General features: G+C 67.9%; 19 protein-coding genes. 5 read left to right on the top strand and 14 right to left on the bottom strand.

Features of this window, described 5'->3' with window-relative positions:
• Positions 1–100 precede the first annotated feature (100 nt).
• From eutC to xdhA, 12 genes are all read right to left on the bottom strand, one after another.
• Complete coding sequence (eutC, locus tag QO033_RS06840; RefSeq protein ID WP_284480205.1) at positions 101–925, bottom strand: ethanolamine ammonia-lyase subunit EutC; 825 nt, start codon at positions 923–925, stop codon at positions 101–103.
• Positions 922–2,319 carry an ethanolamine ammonia-lyase subunit EutB gene (locus tag QO033_RS06845; protein ID WP_284480206.1) on the bottom strand — a complete coding sequence of 466 codons (1,398 nt, stop codon included), beginning with the start codon at positions 2,317–2,319 and terminating at the stop codon, positions 922–924. The genes eutC and QO033_RS06845 overlap by 4 nt, the downstream gene beginning before the upstream one ends.
• A gap of 190 nt (positions 2,320–2,509) precedes the next feature.
• The gene (locus QO033_RS06850; protein ID WP_284480207.1) at positions 2,510–2,848 is read right to left on the bottom strand and encodes a carboxymuconolactone decarboxylase family protein; all 339 of its coding nucleotides are present in this window, start codon (positions 2,846–2,848) and stop codon (positions 2,510–2,512) included.
• A 70-nt stretch (positions 2,849–2,918) separates the two neighbouring features.
• Positions 2,919–3,581: a DUF938 domain-containing protein gene (locus tag QO033_RS06855; protein ID WP_284480208.1), complete on the bottom strand. Its 663-nt coding sequence runs from the start codon at positions 3,579–3,581 to the stop codon at positions 2,919–2,921.
• A complete protein-coding gene (locus QO033_RS06860) occupies positions 3,578–4,663 on the bottom strand; it encodes an NAD(P)/FAD-dependent oxidoreductase (RefSeq protein ID WP_284480209.1) in 1,086 nt (361 codons plus the stop codon). Before QO033_RS06860 ends, QO033_RS06855 begins: the two co-directional genes overlap by 4 nt.
• A gap of 138 nt (positions 4,664–4,801) precedes the next feature.
• Positions 4,802–5,872: a BMP family ABC transporter substrate-binding protein gene (locus QO033_RS06865; protein WP_284480210.1), complete on the bottom strand. Its 1,071-nt coding sequence runs from the start codon at positions 5,870–5,872 to the stop codon at positions 4,802–4,804.
• Positions 5,873–5,916: 44 nt separating this feature from the next.
• Positions 5,917–6,837 (bottom strand): ABC transporter permease, encoded by a 921-nt coding sequence (locus tag QO033_RS06870; protein ID WP_284480211.1) that lies wholly within the window; start codon positions 6,835–6,837, stop codon positions 5,917–5,919.
• A 1-nt stretch (position 6,838) separates the two neighbouring features.
• Positions 6,839–7,918, bottom strand: a complete 1,080-nt coding sequence (locus QO033_RS06875; RefSeq protein ID WP_284480212.1) for an ABC transporter permease — start codon at positions 7,916–7,918, stop codon at positions 6,839–6,841.
• Positions 7,919–7,987: 69 nt separating this feature from the next.
• Positions 7,988–9,505, bottom strand: coding sequence for an ABC transporter ATP-binding protein (locus QO033_RS06880; protein ID WP_284480213.1), 1,518 nt, complete (start codon positions 9,503–9,505; stop codon positions 7,988–7,990).
• Positions 9,502–10,452, bottom strand: a complete 951-nt coding sequence (gene xdhC, locus QO033_RS06885; protein ID WP_284480214.1) for a xanthine dehydrogenase accessory protein XdhC — start codon at positions 10,450–10,452, stop codon at positions 9,502–9,504. Before xdhC ends, QO033_RS06880 begins: the two co-directional genes overlap by 4 nt.
• Positions 10,449–12,815 carry a xanthine dehydrogenase molybdopterin binding subunit gene (gene xdhB, locus QO033_RS06890; protein WP_284480215.1) on the bottom strand — a complete coding sequence of 789 codons (2,367 nt, stop codon included), beginning with the start codon at positions 12,813–12,815 and terminating at the stop codon, positions 10,449–10,451. The genes xdhC and xdhB overlap by 4 nt, the downstream gene beginning before the upstream one ends.
• Complete coding sequence (gene xdhA / locus QO033_RS06895) at positions 12,812–14,176, bottom strand: xanthine dehydrogenase small subunit (RefSeq protein WP_284480216.1); 1,365 nt, start codon at positions 14,174–14,176, stop codon at positions 12,812–12,814. Before xdhA ends, xdhB begins: the two co-directional genes overlap by 4 nt.
• A gap of 449 nt (positions 14,177–14,625) precedes the next feature.
• Here xdhA and dnaE point away from each other — a divergent pair, with 449 nt between their 5' ends.
• Entirely contained in the window at positions 14,626–18,153 is a 3,528-nt protein-coding gene (gene dnaE / locus QO033_RS06900) for a DNA polymerase III subunit alpha (RefSeq protein WP_284480217.1), read from the top strand.
• Between the two features lie 179 nt (positions 18,154–18,332).
• On the opposite strand, the gene QO033_RS06905 is transcribed toward dnaE, so the two are convergent.
• Positions 18,333–18,527, bottom strand: a complete 195-nt coding sequence (locus tag QO033_RS06905; RefSeq protein ID WP_284480218.1) for a SlyX family protein — start codon at positions 18,525–18,527, stop codon at positions 18,333–18,335.
• A 170-nt stretch (positions 18,528–18,697) separates the two neighbouring features.
• On the opposite strand from QO033_RS06905, the gene QO033_RS06910 reads away from it, so the two are divergent.
• From QO033_RS06910 to hisG, 4 genes are all read left to right on the top strand, one after another.
• Positions 18,698–19,501, top strand: coding sequence for a crotonase/enoyl-CoA hydratase family protein (locus QO033_RS06910; protein WP_284480219.1), 804 nt, complete (start codon positions 18,698–18,700; stop codon positions 19,499–19,501).
• Between the two features lie 150 nt (positions 19,502–19,651).
• Entirely contained in the window at positions 19,652–21,157 is a 1,506-nt protein-coding gene (gene hisS, locus QO033_RS06915) for a histidine--tRNA ligase (protein WP_284480220.1), read from the top strand.
• Entirely contained in the window at positions 21,157–22,245 is a 1,089-nt protein-coding gene (locus QO033_RS06920; protein ID WP_284480221.1) for an ATP phosphoribosyltransferase regulatory subunit, read from the top strand. The genes hisS and QO033_RS06920 overlap by 1 nt, the downstream gene beginning before the upstream one ends.
• Entirely contained in the window at positions 22,242–22,934 is a 693-nt protein-coding gene (hisG, locus tag QO033_RS06925; protein ID WP_284480222.1) for an ATP phosphoribosyltransferase, read from the top strand. Before QO033_RS06920 ends, hisG begins: the two co-directional genes overlap by 4 nt.
• A gap of 223 nt (positions 22,935–23,157) precedes the next feature.
• Here the strand turns inward: hisG and QO033_RS06930 are convergent, their stop codons facing one another.
• Positions 23,158–23,589 carry a DUF1489 family protein gene (locus tag QO033_RS06930; RefSeq protein WP_284480223.1) on the bottom strand — a complete coding sequence of 144 codons (432 nt, stop codon included), beginning with the start codon at positions 23,587–23,589 and terminating at the stop codon, positions 23,158–23,160.
• Between the last annotated feature and the right edge of the window lie 27 nt (positions 23,590–23,616).

Raw genomic sequence — 23,616 nt, forward strand, 5'->3', positions numbered from 1 at the left:
GGCGCGCCTTGCGGCGCAAACGATCATGGGGCCGCGCCGGGGCGCGGCCCCTTTGCCTCCGGCGGGGATATTTGCGGCGAGAAAAAGCGCAGCAGAGGGATCAGGCGATCCGGTCGGGGGTGGCGTCGCCTGTGATGGTTTCCGTTCGGTCCTTCAGCCCGACGCCGGACAGTTGCAGCCGCATCGCCTCACGCGCGAGATAGGCGGCCCGATGGGCGGCATCCTCGAAGCTGAGACCGCCGGGGCGGATGTTGGAGAGGCAGTTGCGATCGGCATCGGTGCTGTCGTCGCGCGGGTTCCAGGTCAGGTAGAGGCCGAGGCTGTCGGCGGCCGAGAGCCCGGGACGCTCGCCGATCAGCACCATCACCATGCGGGCCCCAAGCGCCTGGGCGATCTTGTCGCCGAGGGCGACGCGGGCCTGGGTGGCGACGGTGAGCGGGGCGAGGCGGAGCCCGGCCTCCCGGAGGCGTGGCGTCAGCGCCGCGAGGAAGGGTGGCGCGGAGCTTTGCGTGGCGAGGGCGGAGAGCCCGTCGGCCAGCACGATGGCGAGATCGGGGGCGAGATCGGGGACGGTTTCGGACCGGGCCGCGCGCAGGGTCTCGGCGCTGTCGGGGGCCAGCCGGCGGCCGAGGTCGGGGCGCTGCAGATAGGTGGCGCGGTCGGGCGCCTGGCTGGTCACTGGCAGGAGCTGGGCCGCGGTCGGGCCGAGCGCCGATTGCAGCGCGGCGATATCCAGTTCCGAATGCACCGCGGTGCGGGCGCGGGCATGGGCGATCTGGAATTCCAGATGCCGGGCGGTGGGCAGCGAGACGCCGGCGCGGCCGAGCGCGATGCGCGCCGGGGTGAGCTGGCGCAGCGGCGACCAGGGATCGAGCGGTCGGGGACCGGTGCCGGTGGGCGCGGGAGGAATACGGCGGGTGCTCATGCGTCGCTCAGCCTCAGCAGCGTGTCGGACAGCTCTCCGGTCGGGGCCGGCGCGGGGGTGAAGCTGCCATCGGCCGCCATCAGCCCCATGCGGTCGAGCCAGGCTTCGAATTCGGGGGCCGGGCGCAGGTCCAGCACCCGCCGGGCATAGAGCGCGTCGTGGAAGGAGGTGGTCTGGTAGTTCAGCATCACATCGTCCGAGCCGGGAATGCCCATGATGAAATTCAGCCCCGCCGCTCCCAGCAGCGTCAGCAGCACGTCCATGTCGTTCTGATCGGCTTCGGCGTGGTTGGTATAGCAGATGTCGCAGCCCATCGGCACGCCGAGCAGCTTGCCGCAGAAGTGGTCCTCCAGCCCGGCGCGGATGATCTGGCGGCCGTCGAACAGATATTCTGGCCCGATGAAGCCGACCACGGTATTGACCAGCAGCGGCTCATAGGCGCGGGCGACGGCATAGGCCCGGGCCTCCAGCGTCTGCTGATCGACGCCGTGATGTGCATCGGCCGAGAGGCAGGACCCCTGGCCGGTTTCGAAATACATCACGTTCTGTCCGACGGTGCCGCGGTTCAGCGCCCGGGTGGCCTGATGCGCCTCCTCCAGCAAGTCGAGGCTGATCCCGAAGGAGCGGTTGGCGGCCTCGGTGCCGGCGATCGACTGGAAGGTCAGGTCGACCGGCGCGCCGGCCTCGATCGCGGCCAGCGTGGTGGTGACATGGGCCAGGATGCAGGATTGGGTCGGGATGTCATGCTCCGCGATCAGCGCGTCGAGCATATGCAGAAGATCGATCATCGTCGCCACATTGTCCGAGGCAGGGTTGATACCGATCACCGCATCGCCGGAGCCGTACATCAACCCGTCGAAGACCGAGGCGGCGATGCCGCGGGCGTCATCGGTGGGGTGGTTGGGCTGCAGCCGGGTGGAGAGGCGTTTTTCCAACCCGATGGTGTTGCGGAACCGGGTCACCACCCGGCATTTACGGGCGATCAGGATCAGATCCTGGTTGCGGCAGATCTTCGACAGCGCCGCCACCATCTCGGGCGTCAGCCCGGGGGCGAGGGCGCCGAGCATGGCGCTGTCGACGGTATCGGACAGCAGCAGATCGCGGAAATCGCCCAGCGTCAGATGCGCCACCGGGGCGAAGGCGGCGGAGTCGTGCCGGTCGAGGATCAGGCGGGTGACTTCGTCGGTCTCATAGGGCACCACGGTTTCGTTCAGAAAGACGCTCAGCGGCAATTCGGCCAGGGCGCATTGGGCGGCGACGCGTTCCACCTCGGTCGCGGCGGCGACCCCGGCCAGCTGATCGCCCGAGCGCAGCGGCGTGGCCCGCGCCATCAGCGCCTTGAGATCGTCGAAACGGAAGGTTTCCTGCCCGAGGCTGTAGCGATAGCTGCTCATGCCGCGCCCCGCTTTGACGGCCGGGCCGGGGAGCTGGCCAAAGAACAGGCCAATGAACAGGCCCGCGAGCGGGGCAGGGGGCTGACCGGCTGCCCGCCGAAACGTCGTCTTTCCATCTTCTCTTTCCCTTCACAGGACAGGCGGGTGGAGCGCGTCGGTTCGGCGGGGTGCCGGCAGTCCGGCGCGCCGGTCAGTCCGCGCTCAGCTCGTCATAGCATTCCAGCGCCTTGGCGGCATACATCATGGCGGGTCCGCCGCCCATCTGGATGCACATGCCCAAGACATCGGCAACCTCTTCGCGGGTGGCGCCGATTTTCACCAGAGCTTCGACATGCAGCCCGATGCAGGATTCGCAGCGATCCGCCACGGCGATGCCGAGGGCGACGAATTCCTTGGTCTTGAACTCCAGCACGCCGCCTTCCTTGACGGCCTTGGTCAGCCCGCCGAAGCCGCGCATCGCGTCGGGATTGGCGCCGTTCAGGTTGCGCAGGCTGCCGCGCAGGTCGGAGATCTTGTCTTTCCAGCTCATTTTGATGCCTTTCACAGTTAGCTTTGCGCCCGTCTGATCACGAGGCCCGCGGCGCAGGCTTTGATCTTGATCAGAAAGCGCGGCTTTCCGCGACGAGAGCCAGGTTGTTTGCGGGCATTTCGATCACTTCGACGATCTCCAGACCGGCCTGTTGCAGCAGGTCGAGGATGTCGAAATCGTCCTTGTATCCGATACGCGGGTCCTGGCCGATCAGGCTGGCGTGAAATGTCTTGTCGCCATCGCTGGTCAGCTCGCCGGCGCGCATGAACGGGCCGTAGAGGATCAGCCGCCCGTGGGGGGCGAGGGCCCGGGCGGCCTCAGCGATCAGCACCTCGACCCAGTCCATCGGAATCAGATGCAGCAGGTTGGAGAGAAAGATCAGGTTCTGGCCGCCCAGATCGGCCCCCCAGCCCGGTGTCGCGGCATCCAGCGCCAGCGCCGGCAGGATGTTGCCGCAGCCGCTCTCTGCAGCATAGGCATCGATACTGGCACGGCGGTCCGGATCGGGATCACTGGGCTGCCAGATCAGGTCGGGAAAACGGGCGGCGAAGACGGCGACATGCTGGCCGGTGCCGCTGGCGATCTCCAGCGCCCGGCCGCTCTGCGGCGCGGTCTGCGCCAGCAGGTCGGCGATGGGCTCCAGGTTGCGGCTGGCTGAGGGGGCAACCAGCTTGGCGCCTTCGCCGCGATTGGCGATGCTGGCGGTGTCGGGCAGGGTCAGCTTGCGGGTCATTTCGAAAACCGCTCCGGGCTCAGGGCGGCGCGGATCGGCGGTTCGATCACCGGCGGCCGGCCCAGGATCAGGTCGGCGGCATACTGGCTGGCCGCCGGGCAGGTAAGGAAGCCGTAGCCGCCCTGACCGGCCAGCCAGAAGAAGCCGCGCGCATGCGGATCCGGGCCGATCACCAGATTGCGGTCGGGGGCGAAGCTGCGCAGCCCGGCCCAGTTGGAGATCATCCGGGTCACCGGGGCGGTCACCATCTCCTCGTACCGCGCCAGTCCTTCGGCCAGCACCATGTCGTCGGCCCAGGCGTCCTGCGGCGGCAGCGGGTCTTCCTCCGCCGGCGAGACCAGCAGCGCGCCGGCGTCGGGTTTCATGTACCAGCTTTCGCGCACGCCGAAGATCATCGGCCAGGCGGCGGGGTCCATGCCGTCGGGGGCGGGGATCCGCGCCATCGACCGGCGCATCGGCTGCAGGTTGATCGGCGCGATCCCGGCCAGGGCGGCCACCGCATCGGCCCAGGCGCCGGCGGCGTTGATCACCAGATCGGCCCCATGCACCACGCCGGCGGCCGTCACCTGCCAGCGGGCACCGGGGGTGATGTCGGTCACCGGCGCTTTGGTCAGCACCTGGCCGCCATGGGCGCGGATGGTCTTGGCGAAATCCTGCAGCAGCCGGTCGGTATCGATATCCCAGGCCTCGGTGGTGTGACCGACCAGCGTGGCGACCTCGGGGTTGAGGATCGGCAGCAGCGCCTGCGCTTCGGCCGGGCTGAGCTGCTGCATGCCCATTTCCGCCAGCTCGCGGGCGAAATCCCCGGCATCCTCCGGCTTGCCCGCCAGCATCAGCCCGCGGGGCGACAGATAGTCGGTCTCGCGCAGGAAGAAATCGCCGCTCGCCCGGGCCAGCGCCATGGTCGAGGGCAGCCCGTAGCTCGCTTCGTAGAGCGCGGCCGACCGGCCCGAGGTGTGGTAGCCGAGCGCGGGTTCCGCCTCCAGCAGGGTGACGGTGGCATGGGGGGCGAGGCGGGCACCCGCCGACAGCCCGGCCACGCCGCCGCCGATGATCACGATATCGGTTTTCACATCAGTCATGGGGCGGACAGTGGCACGCCGCGCGCCCGGGGAAAAGACCACCCGCAAAGAAGAAGGCCCCGGGAGGCGATTGCCTTCCGGGGCCTGACGAGGGCTGCGTCAGCCGGCGCCGCCGCGGCCCGGCTGCGGATCGCCGGTTTACTGCGGGATGTCGCCGTCGACGCCTTCGACGTAGAAGTTCAGGCCGGCCAGGGTGCCGTCATCGGCGACTTCGCCATCGGCCAGCCAGGGGCTGCCGTCCTGCTTGTTCAGCGGGCCGGTGAAGGGGTGGTATTCGCCCTTGGCGATGGCTTCTTTCATCGCCAGCGCCTCGGCCTTGACCTCGGCGGGCACGGCGTCGGTAATCTCGCCGATGCCGACCATGCCGGTGCTGATGCCGTCCCAGGCGTTATGGCTGGCCCAGGTGCCGTCGATCACGGCCTGGACCTCCTGAATGTAGTAGGGCGCCCAGTTGTCGATGATCGAGGACAGCCGCGGTTTCGGCGCGAATTCGATCATGTCGGCCGCTTGGCCGAAGCCATAGCCGCCGTTCTTTTCCAGAACTGCCAGCGGTGCGGTGGAATCGGTATGCGCCAGAACCACGTCGACACCCTGATCCAGCAACGCCTGGGTGGCGTCGGCCTCTTTCGCCGGGTCGAACCAGGTGTTCAGCCAGATGACAGAGATCTTGACGTCGGGGTTGGCCTTCTTGGCGTGGATGTAGGTCGAGTTGATGCCGCGGATCACTTCCGGGATCGGGAAGGAGCCGATATAGCCGATCTTGTTCGACTTGGTCATCTTGCCGGCGATGAAGCCGGTCACCGCGCGACCTTCATAGAAGCGGGCGGAATAGGCGGACATGTTCGGCGCTGTCTTGTAGCCGGTGGCATGTTCGAATTTCACCTTGGGGAATTTCTTCGCCACGTTCAGCGTTGCGTCCATATAGCCGAAGGAGGTGGTGAAGATGATATCCGCCCCCTGCAGCGCCATCTGGGTGATCGCGCGCTCGGCATCGGCGCCTTCCGGCACGCTTTCCTGATAGACCAGCTCGACCTTGTCGCCGAAATGCTCTGCCATCTTCTTGGCCGATTCATGGTGGTGCTGGCTCCAGCCGCCATCGTTGATCGGGCCGACATAGATAAAGCCGACCTTGGTCTTGTCCGCCGCCATGGCGGTCGAGGCCAGACCGAGCGCCAGCGCGGCACCGGCAAGCAGTTTCGTGAGTTTCATTCCGAAAAGACTCCCTTGGTTTCAGTGCTATTGGCCCGCCCCTGTCAGGACGAGGCATGGAAGATGCGCCCCAGCGATCCCGGGGCGCTGGATTTGTCCCGCGACAGGATGACCAGCACGATCACGGTGATCACATAGGGCGACATGGAAAGGTATTCGACGGGAATGGCAATCCCCGCTGCCTGCAGATTGAGCTGCAGCACCGTGACGCCGCCGAAAAGATAGGCGCCGGCCAGCACCCGCCACGGCTTCCAGCTGGCGAAGACCACCAGCGCCAGGGCGATCCAGCCGACCCCTGCGGTCATGCCGTCGGTCCATTGCGGCACCCGGATCAGGCTGATGTAGGCACCGCCGAGCCCGGCGCAGGCGCCGCCGAAGAGGATCGCCAGCACCCGGATCCGCACCACCTTGTAGCCGAGCGCATGGGCGGCCTCGTGGTTTTCGCCCACCGCCCGCAGGATCAGCCCCAACCGGGTGAACTTCAGCAATGCCCAGACCGCGGCGACGATGGCGATGCCGAGATAGAGGATCGGATCGTGACCGAAGAGGATCGGCCCCACCACCGGCAGATCTGTCAGCGGCCCGAGGTCGATCTTGGCCATGGCGGGAGGTTTCTGGCCGCCATAGCTCTGGCCGATCAGGGCGCTGAGCCCGAGCCCGAAGAGCGTCAGCGCCAGGCCGCTGGCGACGTGGTTGGCCAGCGCCACCTGGGTCAGCAGCGCGAAGAGCGCCGACAGGAGCGCCCCGCCTGCCGCCGCGGCGAGAAAGCCCAGCCAGGGCGATCCGGTCTCCACCGCCACGGCAAAGCCGCTGATGGCACCGGTGATCATCATTCCCTCGACCCCGAGGTTCAGCACACCGGCCTTTTCGACCACGAGTTCGCCGATCGCGGCCAGCAGCAGCGGCGTCGCCGCCACCATCAGCGAGGCGATCAGAAGGACCGGGTTGATACCACTCAAATCCATCTCAGTTCCCCTCTGTCACGGTCCGGCGCAGCCGGTAGTTGGTCAGCAGATCGAGCGCCAGCAGGAAGAACAGCAGCATCCCCTGGAACACCTGGATGGCGGCGGCCGGCAGGCCCAGATTGCCCTGGGCGATCTCGCCGCCGATATAGGTCAACGCCATCAGCGCCGCGGCCAGCAGGATGCCCACCGGGTGCAGCCGGCCGAGAAAGGCGACGATGATCGCGGTGAAGCCGTAGCCGACGTTGAAATCGATGCTGACCTGCCCGGCAGGGCCCGAGACCTCGAACAGCCCGGCCATGCCGGCCAGCGCGCCGGCCAGACCCAGACACAGCAGGATCAGCCGCGTCGGGTTGACCCCGGCGAAGCGGGCGGCGCGCGGCGCCTCGCCGCTCAGCCGGATCTGGAAACCGGCCATGTGCCGGTTCAGCAGCACGTAGGCGAAGATCACCGCGATCAGCGCCGCCGCCACCCCCCAGTGCAACCCGATGTCCTGCGCGATCCAGCTGTTGCCGGCGGCGTAATCGTTCAGGTTGCGGCTGCCGGGAAAGCCGAAGCCCTCGGGGTTCTTCAGCAGCCCCAGCGACATCGACGCCAGCAGCTGTTCGGCGACATAGACCAGCATCAGCGACACCAGGATTTCGTTGGTGCCGAACTTCACCTTCAGCAGCGCCGGGAGCATCGCCCAGGCCCAGCCCCCCAGTGCGCCGGCGATCACCATCAGCGGGAACACATACCAGGCGTCCAGCGGGTAGAAGGCCAGCCCGACCCCGGCCCCGGCGATGGCGCCCATGATGTACTGGCCCTCCGCCCCGATGTTCCAGATGCCGGCGCGAAAGCCCAGCGACAGGCCGATGGCGATCAGCACCAGCGGTGCCCCCTTCACCAGCAGTTGCGGCCGGTAGTAGAAGGAGAATTCACCAAAGAGCGGTTCCCAGAAAATCGTCTCGATCGACTGGAACGGGTTCTTGCCGAGCGCGGCGAACAGCAGCCCGCCGAATACCATCGTCGCGATGACCGCCAGCACCGGGGTCGCCATCGACCAGGCGCGTGACGGCTGCGGCCGTTTCTCCAGCCGGATCATGCGGGCACTCCCATCGGTTTCCCCCACAGGGCGCCCGGGGCCGCCAGCTGCGGAAAGTCTTGCCGGACCTCAGACATTGGCCACCTCCATTCCATGGGCGCCGCCCATCATCAGGCCGATCTCGTCGACACTCAGCCCCTCGGTCGGGCGCGGCTCGCTCAGCCGGCCCTCGTTCAGCGCGGCGAAGCGGTCGGCGATTTCCATCAGCTCGTCCAGATCCTGGCTGATACAGATCACCGCCGCCCCATTGGCCGCCAGATCCAGCAGCGCCTGGCGGATCGCCGCCGCCGCCGCCGCATCGACCCCCCAGGTTGGTTGGTTCACCACCAGGACATCCGGGTCCTGCAGCACCTCCCGGCCGATGACGAATTTCTGCAGGTTGCCGCCCGACAGCGACCGCGCCGCATTCTCCGGCCCCGGGGTGCGCACGTCGAACTCGGCGATGATTTTCTCGGCAAAGGCCCGCGCGGCCCCCCATCTGAGGAACCCGCGATGCTCCAGCTTTTCGCGCACCGCCCCGGTCAGCAGGGCGTTTTCGGTCAGGCTCATGTCCGGGGCGGCGGCATGGCCCAGCCGTTCCTCCGGCGCTGTCAGCAGCCCCAGGGTGCGTCGTTCGGTCGGTCCCATCCGCCCCACCGGTTGGCCGGCCAGCTTGACCGCCTCCGCCTCGGTCGGGATCTCGCCGGAGAGCACGCCCAGCAACTCTTCCTGACCGTTGCCGGCGACGCCGCCGATCCCGAGGATCTCGCCCTGCCGCACGGTCAGATGCAGGTTCTTCAGCGCGGTGCCGAATTCGGCCGGCGAGGCGACCGACAGGCCGGAGATATCCAGCGCCACCTCTCCCAGCGCCCGGCCGCTGCGCTCCGGCGTCTTCAGGGCGCTGCCCACCATCATCTCCGCCATGTCGCGGGCGGTGGTCTCGCGCGGGATGCAGCCGCCTACCACCTGACCCAGCCTGAGGATGGTCGCGGTGTCGCAGAGCCGGCGGATCTCCTCCAGCTTGTGCGAGATATAGAGGATCGAGGTGCCCTCGGCCCGCAGCTTCTCCAGCGTCTTGAACAGGATCTCCACCTCCTGCGGCGTCAGCACGCTGGTGGGTTCGTCCATGATCAGCAGCTTCGGATCCTGCAGCAGGCAACGGATGATCTCCACCCGCTGGCGTTCGCCGGCGGAAAGATCGCCCACCGTGCGGAAAGGATCGAGCGGCAGGCCATAGGTTTCCGACACCTCTCGGATGCGGCTGGCCAGATCGCGCATCGGCGGCGGGTTCTCCATCCCCAGCGCGATATTCTCCGCCACGTTCAGCGCATCGAACAGGGAAAAGTGCTGGAACACCATGGCGATGCCATCGGCCCGGGCGGCGCGCGGCTCGGCCGGGGCATAGGCGTCCCCGCGCAGCGTCATCGTGCCGCTGTCGGGTTTCACCAGCCCGTAGATCATCTTGACCAGGGTGGATTTCCCGGCGCCGTTCTCTCCCAGCAGCGCATGCACTTCACCGGCGCCGATGTCGAAGGAGATGTCGTTGTTGGCGATCACGCCGGGATAGGCTTTGGTCAGCCCCTTCAGGCTCAACAGCGGCTGGCTCACGCGCGCTCCCTCGTTTCTGTTGCCGCCCCGGTCCGGCGCGCGATCAGCTGCGCGGCCACCCCGATGGCGATCTGCTGCGGATGTTTGCCGAAGGCGGGGTCGCCGATCGGGCAGGTGATGCGGGCGATCCGGTCGGGCGCGTGCCCCAGCGCCCGCAGCCGCGACCGGAACCGCCCCCATTTCGTAGCCGATCCGATTAAGCCTGCAAAGTCAAAGTCATGGCTCAGCAGCCGATGGCAGAGCTCCAGGTCCAGCGCATGCGAATATGTCAGCACCAGATGGGCGGCGCGCGGCGGCGCATAGGCGACCAGATCGGCAGGTGCGGCCGCCGGCAGCATGGTGACCGCGTCGGGCACCTGCGCCGGAAACCGCGCCACCCCGGTATCGACCCAGGTGATCGCCAGATCGGGCAGCGGCGCCAGAACATCGACCAGCGCCCGTCCGACATGGCCCGCGCCCCAGATCCACAGCTGCCGGGCGGCGTAGGTGACCGGTTCGACCATCCAGCCGTCGATCAGCTGCGGTTCGGGCCGCTCGCCCCGTGCCCGTGCCCGGTCCAGCAGACGTCGCACGCTCAGCGGCATGGCGGCGGCGTCGGCGACGGGCCGGGCGACTGCCTCGCCGGTCAGCGCCTCCAGCGCCCGGGCGTCATAGACTTCCGACAGCAGCACCACCGAGCCGCCGCAGCATTGCCCCAGCTCCGGCCCCAGGGCATGGCGGCTGAGCCGGCGCGGCGCCGCCTGGGTCCGCGCCGCCCGCGCGGCGGAGAATTCCAGCGCTCCACCGCCGATGGTGCCCGATTGCCCGCCGGTCTCCGCATCCCCCCAAACCAGCATCGCCGCCCCCACCTCGCGCGGGGAGGAGCCGCTGACATCCGCGATCACCACCCGGGTGACGCGGGCGTGGGCGCGAACCGCCGCGTGCAGGGCGTCGAGGTCGAAGCTCATTGTGCACACCGCCGCACCGCCGCCCAGACCCGCTCGGGCGTTGCCGGCGCATCGAGGGCCGGATAGCCGCCGCCGCAGGAGGCCACCGCATCGCTGAGGGCGAGAAAGGCGGAGATCCCCAGCATGAAGGGGGGTTCCCCCACCGCCTTGGAGCGATAGACGGTGTCCTCGCGGTTGCGCCCGTCCCAGAGCGCGACGTTGAAGATATCCGGCTGATCGGAAAACGCGGGGATCTTGTAGGTCGAGGGCGCATGGGTGCGCAAACGCCCCTTGTCGTCCCAGACCAGTTCCTCCGTCGTCAGCCAGCCCGCGCCCTGGACATAGCCGCCCTCGACCTGGCCGATATCCAGCGCCGGGTTCAGGCTGGCGCCGGCATCGTGGAGGATATCGGCGCGCAGGATACGGTATTCGCCGGTGCGGCTGTCCATGGCCACCTCGGTCACCGCGGCGCCATACGCGAAGTAATAGAACGGCCGCCCCTGTCCCCGGACCCGGTCCCAGGACACTTTCGGCGTCTTGTAGAACCCGGTGGCCGAGAGGCCCACGCGCCCCTGATAACAGCGCTGCGCCGCTTCGGCGAAGGGTATCGTCGCGCCGCCGACATGCACCGCGCCCGCCTCGAACCGCACCTCCTCCGGCGCCGCCTGACGCTCCGCGGCCAGATAGGCCGCCATCCGCCCGCGCAATTCGTCGCAGGCGATCTGCACCGCCATGCCGTTCAGATCGGACCCGGAAGAGGCCGCCGTCGCCGAGGTATTGGGCACCTTGCCGGTATCCGTCGCGGTGATCTTGACCGCCTCCAGGCCGACGCCGAAGCGGCTCGCCGCCACTTGGGCCACCTTCTGGAACAGCCCTTGCCCCATCTCGGTGCCGCCGTGGTTCAGGTGGATCGAGCCGTCCTGATAGACGTGCACCAATGCACCCGCCTGATTGAGATGGGTGAGCGTGAAGGAGATCCCGAATTTCACCGGGGAAAAGGCGATCCCCTTGCGGATCGCGCCGCCCTGCGCGTTCCACTCTGCCACCGCCCGTTTCCGCGCCGCATATTCGCAGCGCTCCAGCAGCGCGGCGGTGATCCCGTGCAACGCGAAATCCTCCACCTCCATGCCATAGGGGGTGGTCTGGGGCAGGGCGCTGCGGGCGCTTTTTTCCGCGCCCTTTTTCTGGCCGGAAATATCCCGGGGGGGCTCCGCAGGAGCGGGGGCAGAGCCCCCTTCTTCCGCCTCGGCGTAGTAATTCCGCCGCCGCAGTTCGACCGGCTCCAGCCCCAGCTGATGGGCGGCATGATCCATCAGCCGTTCCATCCCCAGCATGCCCTGCGGCCCGCCGAAGCCGCGAAAGGCGGTGGCGCTCTGGGTGTTGGTCTTCAGCCGGTGGCTTTCGATCCGGGCATTGGGCAGCAGATAGGCGCTGTCGGCATGCAGCATGGCGCGGTCAGCGACGGGCAGAGACAGATCCTGGGCCCAGCCGCAGCGGGCGTATTGGAGGAACTCCACCCCCTGGATCCGCCCGTCCGCGTCGAACCCGGCGCGATAGCTGATCCGGAAATCATGCCGCTTGCCGGTGATGATCATGTCGTCGTCGCGGTCATAGCGCATCTTGCAGGGCCGCCCGGTCAGACGCGCCGCCACCGCGCAGGAGACCGCCAGCGCATTGCCCTGGCTCTCCTTGCCGCCGAAGCCGCCGCCCATCCGCCGCACCTCGACCCGGACGCCGTGCATCGGCAGGCCGAGCGCCTCGGCCACCTTGTGCTGGATTTCGGTGGGGTGCTGGGTGGAGGAGTGGACGACCATGTCGCCGCCTTCCTGCGGCAGGGCGAGCGCGGCCTGGCCTTCCAGATAGAAATGTTCCTGTCCGCCGATCTCGAAGCTGCCCTCGACCACATGGGCCGAGGCCGCGATGGCCGAAGCGGCATCGCCCTTTTCCCAGATCACCGCACCGCCTTCGAACCGGCTGTCGGCGGCCAGCGCCTGATCTATGGTCAGGATCGGCTCTTCCTCGGCGATGCGGATGTCGCCCAGCTTCGCCGCCCTGCGCGCCGCGATATGGCTCTCCGCCACCACCAGGAACAGCGGCTGGCCGACATAATGGACCCGATCCGTGGCCAGCAGCGGTTCATCGTGGATTGACGGGGAGACATCGTTGGCAAAGGGCAGATCGGCCGCAGTCAGCACCGCGACGACGCCGGGCGCGGCGCGCACGGCGGCCAGATCCATCGCCTCCAGCGCGCCGCAGGCCACGGGGCTCAGGCCAAAGGCCAGATGCAGCGTGCCGCGCGGCGTCGGGATGTCGTCGATATAACGTGCCGCCCCGGTCACATGCAGGCGCGCGGCGTCATGGGGCAGGGGGCTCGAGACGCTCATGCCGAGACCTCCAGCACCGTGCCGGTGTCGCCCCGGTCCTCGGCGAAATAGCGGCCCAGCATCGCCCGCGCGGTCTCCAGCCGATAGGCGGCGCTGGCCCGCATGTCGGAGAGCGGCGCGAAATCGGCATCGAACCCGGCCCCGGCCATGCGGATGGTGCCGGCCTCCCAAGGTTGGCCCAGAAGGGCGCTTTCCACATGGCGGGCGCGTTTCGGGATGCCGGCCATGCCGCCGAAGGCGATCCGCGCGGCGGTGACGAGCCCATCCTCCACCGTGATGTTGAAACAGCCGCAGACGGCCGAGATATCCTGATCGAAGCGTTTCGACAGCTTGTAGCATTTCAGCCGGTCGGGCTGACGCGGGATGCTCACTGCCTCGACGAATTCGCCGGGCGCACGGTCCTGCTTGCCATAGTCGAGGAAGAAGGCCTCGATCGGCATCACCCGCCGCGCATCGCCTTTCCTCAGGTGCAGGCTCGCCCCCAACGCGATCAGCGCCGGCGGGTTGTCCCCGATGGGGGAGCCATTGGCGATATTGCCGCCGATGGTCGCCGCCGCCCGCACCTGGGTGGAGGCATAGCGGCGGATCATCTCGGCATAGGAGACGAAATGCGGCGCCAGCGCCGTGCGCACCGTGTTCATGTCGGTCATCGCGCCGATGCGGATCGCCTCGGCGGTTTCTTCAACACCCTTCAGATCGTCGCAGCCGGCAAGGAAGATCACCGGATCGAGATCGCGCAGCCCCTTGGTCACCCAGAGTCCGACATCGGTGGCGCCGGCCACAAGCGTGGCCTCAGGCTGGGCGGCATAGGCCCGCGCCAGGTCATCGGCACTGGCGGGGCGGATCGGATCGCCGCCACCGGCGGCAAAGGCGCCGTCGGCCGCCAGCCAGTCCGGCACCGGCGCGGCCGCCGCCGCCTCTGCCGCGCGCAGGATCGGCACATAGCCGGTGCAGCGGCAGAGGTTACCGGCCAGCGTGGTGGCATGGTCGCGATCGCCGTTCAGATGCGCCACCGCCATCGACATCACGAAACCGGGGGTGCAGAACCCGCATTGGTTGCCGTGGTGATCCACCATCGCCTGCTGCACCGGGTGCAGCTGGCCGTCGGGTCCGGCCAGCCCCTCGACCGTGCGCACCGCCTTGCCATGAAGCTGTGGCAGGAACAGGATGCAGGCGTTCAGCGCCCGGGCGCCGGTGGCATCGCGCACCATCACCGTGCAGGCGCCGCAATCGCCTTCGTTGCATCCTTCCTTGGTGCCGGTGAGCCCGCGCGCCTCGCGCAGCCAGTCCAGCAGCGTGCGCGTCGGCGCGACGCCCTGCAGCTCCACAGTCTCTCCGTTCAGAAGAAACCTGATTGTCATAGATGAAACCGGTCGCCTTACCCCGTTGTGCCCAGAGCTGCCCCCTTCGATGCGACGTAGAAGGAAAGGCGGGCCTTGTCGTTCTTGACCTCAAGGTTAGGAACAGCCTGCCCTTTGAGGCAAGAAAAACCGCGCGCCACAGCTTTGACGAGAAATCGCGGCTTTAACTCTAAGTCTTGGAAAAATATGGTTTTCCCCGGCCTTGCCGGGACGGCCCCCGGGGAGCAATGCTGAAAGACCTTCAGGAAAATCCTTAAAATTCTGCCGTCTTTTTGAACTTTTCGTGATCGGGCGCCGCGATATCCCCGTCGTCGCCTTCGATCTGGCGCAAATATCCTCGGGGGTGAATTGGCCCGGCAGGGCCAAGAGGGGGCAGACAGCCCCCTGCCGTGTCCCGCCGCCGATTGCCCCGGATTGCCGCCGTGCCGGTGCCGGCCTATCATGCCGGCATGAGCAGTTCCCCCCGATTCATCCACCTCCGCATCCATACCGAATACTCTCTTCTCGAAGGCGCCGTGCGGCTGAAAAAGCTCGCCGGCCTCTGTGAGAAGATGCAGATGCCGGCGGTCGCGGTGACCGACACCAACAACATGTTCTCCACGCTCGAGCTCTCGGTTACCCTGTCGGGCGCCGGGGTGCAGCCGATCATCGGCTGCCAGGTTGATCTGGCCTATGACGAGACCGCGGTCCCGGCGCCGGGCGGTCGGCAACAACAGCTGCCGATCGGCCCGCTGGTGCTGCTGGCGCAGTCCGAGACCGGCTACGAGCACCTGATGAAGCTCAACTCCTGCCTCTATCTGCGCGAGGACGGGCAGCCGCCGCATGTCACGCTCGACGATCTGGCGCAGCATTGCGACGGGCTGATCTGCCTCTCCGGCGGTCCGGAAGGGCCGGTGGGCCAGCTGCTGCAGCAGGGCCGGCGCGAGGAGGCGGAGGCGCTGATGCGCCGGCTGCACGGGTTCTTCGGTGACCGGCTCTATATCGAACTGCAGCGCCATCCCGGCGAAGATGGGCTGCCGGCGGCGGAGCGGCTGACCGAGCGCGGCTTCGTCGAGATGGCCTATGCGATGGAGCTGCCGCTGGTCGCGACCAACGACGTCTATTTCCCCACCGCCGATATGTACGAGGCGCATGATGCGCTGATCTGTATCGCCGAGGGCGCCTATGTCGACCAGGCCGATCCGCGCCGGCATCTCACTGCGCAGCATTATTTCAAGTCGCAGCAGGAGATGATCACGCTCTTCGCCGATCTGCCCGAGGCGATCGAGAATACCGTGGAAATCGCCCGCCGCTGCGCCTTCATGGCCTACAAGCGGGCGCCGATCCTGCCGAAATTCGCCGATGACGAGGTCGAGGAACTGCGCAAGCAGGCCTGGGAGGGGCTGGACAAGCGGCTGGCGGTGATCCCGCCGGCCGGCACGCGGGAGGATTACGAGGAACGGCTCAGGTTCGAGCTGGGCATCATCGAGCAGATGGGCTTCCCCGGCTACTTCCTGATCGTGGCCGACTTCATCAAGTGGTCGAAGCAGAACAACATCCCCGTCGGGCCGGGCCGGGGCTCGGGCGCGGGGTCGCTTGTGGCCTATGTGCTCACCATCACCGACCTCGATCCGCTGCGCTACTCGCTGCTGTTCGAACGGTTCCTGAACCCGGAACGGGTGTCGATGCCCGACTTCGACATCGACTTCTGCATGGACCGGCGGGAAGAGACGATTCACTACGTTCAGCAGAAATACGGCCGCGACAAGGTGGGGCAGATCATCACCTTCGGTGCCCTGCTGTCCAAGGCGGCGGTGCGCGATATCGGCCGGGTGCTGCAGATGCCCTATGGCCAGGTCGACCGGCTGTCCAAGATGATCCCGGTCGAGGGGGTGAAGCCGGTCTCGATCGAAAAGGCTCTGCAGGACGAACCCCGCCTGCGCGAGGAGGCCCGCAACGAAGAGGTGGTCGAGCGGCTGCTGAATTACGGCATGAAGGTCGAGGGGCTGCTGCGGAACGCCTCCACCCACGCCGCCGGCGTGGTGATCGGCGACCGCCCGCTGGATGAGCTGGTGCCGCTCTATCGCGATCCGCGCTCAGACATGCCGGCAACCCAGTTCAACATGAAATGGGTCGAACAGGCCGGCCTGGTGAAATTCGACTTTCTCGGCCTGAAGACGCTGACGGTGATCCAGAACGCCGTCGACCTGATCAAGCAGTCGGGGCGGCACCTGCATATCGCCGCCAGCGGCGAGACGCTCTATGATCCGCCCGAAGGCGCGGTGGACGAGATCAACGCCATCCCGCTCGACGATCTGCCGACCTACAAGCTCTACGCCAATGCCAAGACGGTGGCGGTGTTCCAGGTGGAAAGCTCGGGCATGATGGATGCGCTCAAGCGCATGAAGCCCACCTGCATCGAGGATATCGTGGCGCTGGTGGCGCTTTACCGTCCCGGCCCGATGGAGAACATCCCGACCTATTGCGAGGTCAAGAACGGGATGAAGGAGCGTGAATCGGTCCACCCGCTGATCGACCATATCCTCGAGGAAACCCAGGGCATCATCGTCTATCAGGAACAGGTGATGCAGATCGCCCAGGTGATGGCGGGCTACAGCCTCGGCGGCGCCGACCTTCTGCGCCGCGCCATGGGCAAGAAGATCAAGGAGGCGATGGACGCCGAACGCCCGAAATTCGAGGAGGGCGCGGCCAAGAACGGCGTCGACAAGAAGAAGGCTTCCGAGGTCTTCGACCTGCTGGAGAAATTCGCCAACTACGGTTTCAACAAATCGCATGCCGCCGCCTATGCCGTGGTCTCCTATCAGACCGCCTGGCTCAAGGCGAACCACCCGGTCGAATTCATGGCCGGGGTGATGAACTGCGATATCCATCTGACCGACAAGCTGGCCACCTATTTCGAGGAGGTGAGAAAAGGTCTGGGGCTGCCCTGGGTGCCGCCCTGCGTCAACCGCTCAGAGGCCACTTTCAACGTGGTCGACGGCGAGCTGGTCTACGGGCTCGGCGCGCTGAAGAACGTGGGCCTCGACGCCATGCGTCTGGTCACCGCCGGCCGTCGCGCCGACGGGCCGGACCGGCCCTTCGCCACGCTCTATGATTTCGCCCGCCGCGTCGATCTGAAGAAGATCGGTAAGCGGCCGCTGGAGATGATGGCCCGCGCCGGCGCCTTCGACATGCTCGACCGCAACCGGCGGCGGGTGTTCGAAAGCCTCGATGCGTTGGTGGCCTATTCGGCGGCGATCCACGAACAGAAGGCCAGCGCCCAGGTCTCGCTCTTCGGCGAGGCGGGGGAGGATCTGCCGGAACCGCGGCTCAGCCCGATGTCGGACTGGCTGCCGGCCGAGCGGCTGGCCGAGGAATTCAAGGCGGTGGGCTTCTACCTCTCGGGCCACCCGCTCGACGATTACATGGCGCCGCTGAAACGCCAGGGGGTACTGACTCTCGACGAACTGACCGCCAAGGCCGGGCGCGGCCCGCTGGTGGCCAAGCTCGCCGGCGTGGTCGCGGGCCGTCAGGAACGCAAATCCGCCCGCGGCAACCGCTTCGCCTTCGTGCAGATGAGCGATACCACCGGCGCCTTCGAGGTGACGCTGTTCTCCGAGGCGCTAGAAGCCTCGCGCGAGGCGCTGGAAACCGGCGCCAAGGTGGTGGTCACGGTCGAGGCGGCAATGGAGAGCGACCAGCTCAAGCTCCTGGGCCGCTCCGTCGCCCCGGTCGACGCGGCCGTGGCCCAGGCCGGCGCCACCGGGCTTCGGGTCTTTCTGGAAAGCCTCGGCGCGGTGGAGACGGTGGCCACCATCCTGGAGGATGCCGCCAAGGCCGCGCGTGGCGCCGCCCGCGGCCCGGTGCAGCTCTGTCTGATGGCGCCGGATCTGCCGGGAGAGGTGGAAATGGATCTCGGCCAGGACTTCGCCATCAACCCGCAGATCAAGGGCGCGCTGAAGAGCCTCGACGGCGTGCTCTCGGTCGAGGAAATCTGACGCCGCTGCGCGGGCGGGGGCGCTGCCCCCCTCGCCTGCGGCGAGTCCCCCGGGATATTTGGCTCCAGGTCGAAGCGGGCAGCTCGCCTCGCCTTCGATCTGGCGCAAATATCCTCGGGGGTGAATTGGCCCGGCAGGGCCAAGAGGGGGCAGACAGCCCCCTGTTCCCCACCTGAGGCTCAGTAGTGCGGCGGGCGTTCGTCGCCGTAGATCACGCCGCCGGAGCCTTCGGCCTCGCGCTGGGCCTCGCGTTCCATCAGCATCTGGACCCGGCGGCCGAGCTTGTCGATCTCGGCCTGCTGGGCGGCGACGATATCGCTCAGCTCCTCGACGGTGCGGATCAGGTGGGAGAGTCTTTCCTCGATTTGCTGCATCGGCACCTCCTGTGGGTAGGTCCGGCGGTCTGCCGGGGTTAGGGGGCAGATAGGCCCGGGACGGCTCTGGCGCAACGTCATATCGCGATGCGGTCCGGTTGGACTTGCGGCAGGGGCCGCCGCGCGCGAGCCTCGGGCGCAGATGAGGAGCGACGGTAGGGAGGCCCGGCATGAGCATTCGGATCGAGACCGAGGGGGCGGTGCGCATCATTTCCATCGACCGGCCGGACGCGCGCAACGCGGTAGACCCGGACACCGCGCAAGCGCTGTTTGGCGCCTTCCTGGAGTTCGAGGCGGATGAGACGCTGGCCGTTGCCGTCCTGACCGGAACGGGGGGCAGTTTCTGTTCCGGCTTCGATCTGAAATCGGCCGGGTCCGGCGCGGCGGAGGCCTGGATCGCCGCCCTCGACATCCCGCCGGAGTGGCAGGACCCGATGGCCGACCCGCGCCCCGGCCCAATGGGGCCGTCGCGGTTAATGCTGAAAAAGCCGGTGATCGCGGCGATCGAAGGCTATGCGGTGGCCGGCGGAATGGAACTGGCGGCCTGGTGCGATCTGCGGGTGATGGCCGAGAGTGCGACCACCGGCGTTTTCTGTCGCCGCTGGGGGGTGCCGCTGATCGATGGCGGTACCGTGCGTCTGCCGCGGCTGCTGGGGCAGGGGCGGGCCAACGACCTGATCCTGACCGGCCGTCCGGTGGCGGCAGAGGAGGCGCTGTGCCTGGGCTTTGCCAGCCGGATCGTTCCGGCCGGCGGCGCGCTGGGGGCGGCGATCGATCTGGCGCGGGATCTGGCACGGTTTCCGCAGGGCTGTCTGCAGGCCGATCACCTGTCGGCGCGGCTGCCGCCGGCAGAGCTGGCCGCGGCGCTGCGGCGGGAATGGCGCTCCGCCACGGTGTTTCAGGCCGAAGGCCGGGCAGGGGCGGCGCGGTTCGCCGCCGGCAAGGGGCGCGGCGGCGTCTTTTCAGGGGGCTGACCCCGGGATTGGCGGTGTGGGGGGCGGCATTCCCGTCGAAAACCGCAGGAAACCGGCCCGGGGCGGTGCCGCGACGGGTTTGCCCGCCTTGCTCCCCGCAGGGCCATGGGCTAGACCGCGCCGCGACACAGGATTGTGCAGGAGCCCGCGATGGCCAAGCCCAAGAAAACCCCCCGCCCCAAGGCTGAAACGCCGAAAGGCTTCCGTGACTATTTCGGCGCCGAGGTCACTCAGCGCACCGAGATGCTGCGCAAGATCGCCGGGGTCTATCATCGCTATGGCTTCGACGCGCTGGAGAGCAGCGCGGTGGAGACGGTCGAGGCCCTGGGCAAGTTCCTGCCCGATGTCGACCGCCCGAACGAGGGCGTCTTTGCCTGGCAGGAGGCCGATGACGACGGCAAGGGCGACTGGATGGCGCTGCGCTATGACCTGACGGCGCCGCTGGCGCGGGTCTATGCCCAGCACCGCAACGATCTGCCGACGCCCTATCGCCGCTTTGCCATGGGGCCGGTCTGGCGCAACGAGAAACCTGGGCCGGGCCGCTATCGCCAGTTCTATCAATGCGACGCCGATACCGTCGGCACCGCGGCGATGGCGGCGGATGCAGAGATCTGCGCGATGCTCTCCGATACGCTGGAAGAGGTCGGCATTCCGCGCGGCGACTACCTGGTGCGGGTCAACAACCGCAAGGTTCTGAACGGCGTGCTTGAGGCGATGGGCGTGACCGATGAGGGGCAGGCGGCGGATGTGCTGCGGACCATCGACAAGTTCGACAAGGTCGGCGAGGCCGGTGTGCGCGAGCTGTTGGGCAAGGGGCGGCTCGATGCTTCCGGCGCCTATATCGACGGGGTGGGGCTGGCTGAGGCACAGGCCGAGCCGGTGATCGCCTTCCTGACCTCGAAAGGCACCGATGCGGCCGAGACCCTGGCCAATCTGCGCGCCGCCGTGGGCGAGAGCGCCGTCGGGGCCGCGGGCGTGGACGAGCTGGGCCAGATCGCCGATCTGCTGGCCGCCGGCGGCTATGGCCCCGATCGCATCGTGATCGATCCTTCGGTCGTGCGCGGGCTTGGCTATTATACCGGCCCGGTGTTCGAGGCTGAGCTGACCTTTGAAATCCTCGACGAGAAGGGCCGCAAGCGGCAGTTCGGATCGGTCGCGGGCGGCGGGCGCTATGACGGTCTGGTCAAGCGGTTCACCGGCCAGGAAGTGCCGGCGGTGGGCGTCTCCATCGGGGTCGACCGGCTGCTGGCGGCGCTGCGCGAAAAGGGCCGGGTGACCGGCCATGATGTCGGCCCGGTCGTCGTCACCGTGATGGATCGCGACCGCATGGCCGATTATCAGGCCATGGTGTCCGAGTTGCGCCAGGCCGGCATCCGGGCCGAGGTCTATCTGGGCAATCCGAAGAACTTCGGCAACCAGCTCAAATACGCCGACCGGCGCAACTCTCCGGTCGCGGTAATCGAGGGGGGCGACGAAAAGGCCGCCGGCATCGTGCAGGTCAAGGACCTGATCCTGGGCGCGCAGATCGCCGAGAACGCGACGCTGGAGGAATGGAAGGAACGGCCGAGCCAGTTCGAGGTGGCGCGCGGCGATCTGGTCGCCAAGGTGCGCGAAATCCTCGCGGCGCATGATCTGGATGAGCCGGAGTGGGACTGATGGAGGATCGTGCCAGGACGCTGACGCGCGCGGCAGAGCTGCGGGCCTATTTCGAAGCTGCCGGTGCCCGGCCGGTGGAAACTCCGGTGCTGCAGCCGGCGGAGCTGCTTCTCGACCTTTATGGCGAGGATATCCGCGGCCGCGCCTATGTCACCTCGGATGCGCTGCGGGGCGAACAGATGCTGCGCCCCGATTTCACCGTGCCGGTGGTGCAGATGCATATGCGCGAGGGGGCGGAGCCGGCGCGCTATACCTATGCCGGCGAGGTGTTCCGGCGGCAGGAACACGACCCCGACCGCGCCAATGAATTCGTCCAGGTCGGCTATGAGGTCTTCGACCGTGCCGATGCGGCGGCGGCGGATGCCGAGGTCTTCACCCGCATCGCCGGCGCGCTCTCCGGCCTGCCGCTGCGGGCGGCGACCGGCGATATCGGTATTCTCAAGGCGGCTGTGGCCGGGTTGCAGACCACTGCCGCGCGCAAGGCGGCGCTGATGCGCCACATCTGGCGGCCGCGCCGGTTCCGTGCGCTGCTCGATCGCTATGCCGGTCGGGCGGCGGTGCCGCCGGCCCGCGCCGCCCTGCTGGCTGCCGCGGACCCGATGGCCGAGGCCGGGCCGGTGATCGGCCGCCGCAGCGGCGCCGAGATCGTCCGGCGGATCGAGGCGCTGCGCGCCGATGCCGCCGCCGCGCCGGTCTCCGATCACGAACTCCTGGGGCTGGAAACCCTGCTGGCGGTGCGCGAGACGCTGCCCTTCGCGCTGGAACGGCTGCGCGACGTGGCGGTCGATCTGCCGCAGATCACCCCGGCGGTCGATCTGCTCGAAGCGCGGATGGGGGCGCTGGCGGATCGCGGCGTCGATGTCGACAGCCTTGAGTTCGAGGCGAGCTATGGCCGCACCTCGATGGAATATTACGATGGATTCGTCTTCGGCTTCTACGCCGAGGGCCGGGCCGATCTGCCCCCGGTGGCCACCGGCGGGCGCTATGACGCGCTGACCCGGGCCTTGGGCGATGGGGCCGAAATCCCGGCGGTGGGCGGCGTGCTGCGTCCCGGGCTGATGCTGGCGCTGCAGGAGACGGGGCAATGACGCTTAAGCTGGGGGTGCCGTCCAAGGGGCGGCTGATGGATAAGACCTTTGACTGGTTCGACCGCCATGGCATCCGGCTGACCCGAACCGGGTCCGACCGCGAATACGCCGGTTCGGTCGAGGGGATCGCCGGGGTCGCGCTGGTGCTGCTGTCGGCCGGGGAAATCCCCCGCGAACTGGCGGCGGGACGCATCCATTTCGGTGTCACCGGCACCGATCTGGTGCACGAGAAACTGCCGCGCTGGGAACAGCAGGTCGAGGAGATCGCGCCGCTGGGCTTCGGCCAGGCCGATCTGATCATCGCCGTGCCGCGGGCCTGGGTCGATGTCGATACGCTCGACGATCTCGATGCGGCGGCGGCTGCGTTCCGGGCCGAGCATGGCTTCCGGCTGCGGATCGCGACCAAATACCATCGGCTGGTGCGGGAATTCCTGACCGATACCGGGGTCGCCGATTATCAGCTGGTCGACAGCCAGGGCGCCACCGAGGGCACGGTGAAGAACGAGACCGCCGAGGCGATCGCCGATATCACCTCGACCGGGGAGACGCTGCGGGCCAATCATCTGAAGATTCTCAGCGACGGGCTGGTGCTGCGGTCGCAGGCGACGCTCTGGCGCAGCCGGGTGGCCGCCTGTGAGGGCCCCGACCAGGCGGCCCTGGCCGAGCTTCTGCGCCGCATCGATCACTGAACGGCCCCTGAACCCGGCCGGATTGCGGCCCTGCCGGGCCGCGAAGGGGGGGCTCTGCCCCCATCGCCTGCGGCGATTCCCCCGGGATATTTGTGCCAGATCGAAGGCGGCGCCGGCGCGGGATCTTCGACCTGGAGGCAAATATCCCGGGGGAGTCGCGCCGGATGGCGCGGCGGGGGCAGCGCCCCCGTTCTGCGCGGGATGGAGCCGGGGCGGCGACGGATCAGAGCACGCCGATATCGGCGAGCGCGCGGCTCAGCGCCTCGGGCAGTTCGTCTTCGCGGGCGTGACCTTCGGGCAGATCGGCGGGCGCCTCTTCCGGCTTGAGATAGCGCCAGCCCTGGAACGGGCGCCGCGCCGCGGCGCGGGTCAGGATCACCTCCGGATCGAGGACGATGCCGCAGCGGGCAATGCCGTCGGGGCCGGTGACTTCTTCGAGCCGCAGCACCCGTTGCCGGGCCAGCACTTCGCCCTTGAAGACCCAGTAGAGCGAACCACCGTTCAGCAGTTCCTCGGCGCGTTTGGGCCACATGCGGGTGACGTGGCGGGGCAGCCCGTCGGGCCAGCGGCTGCGGGTCTGGGCCTGCCAGTCGATCAGGTCCTGGACCTGATCGGCGCCGACACAGAGTTTGATGAGGTTGATCCTGTCGCTCACCTGAGTCGTTCCTTTCTTCACGCCCCA

It is taken from the genome of Pseudodonghicola flavimaris, from assembly GCF_030164425.1.
Lineage (GTDB): Bacteria > Pseudomonadota > Alphaproteobacteria > Rhodobacterales > Rhodobacteraceae > Pseudodonghicola > Pseudodonghicola flavimaris.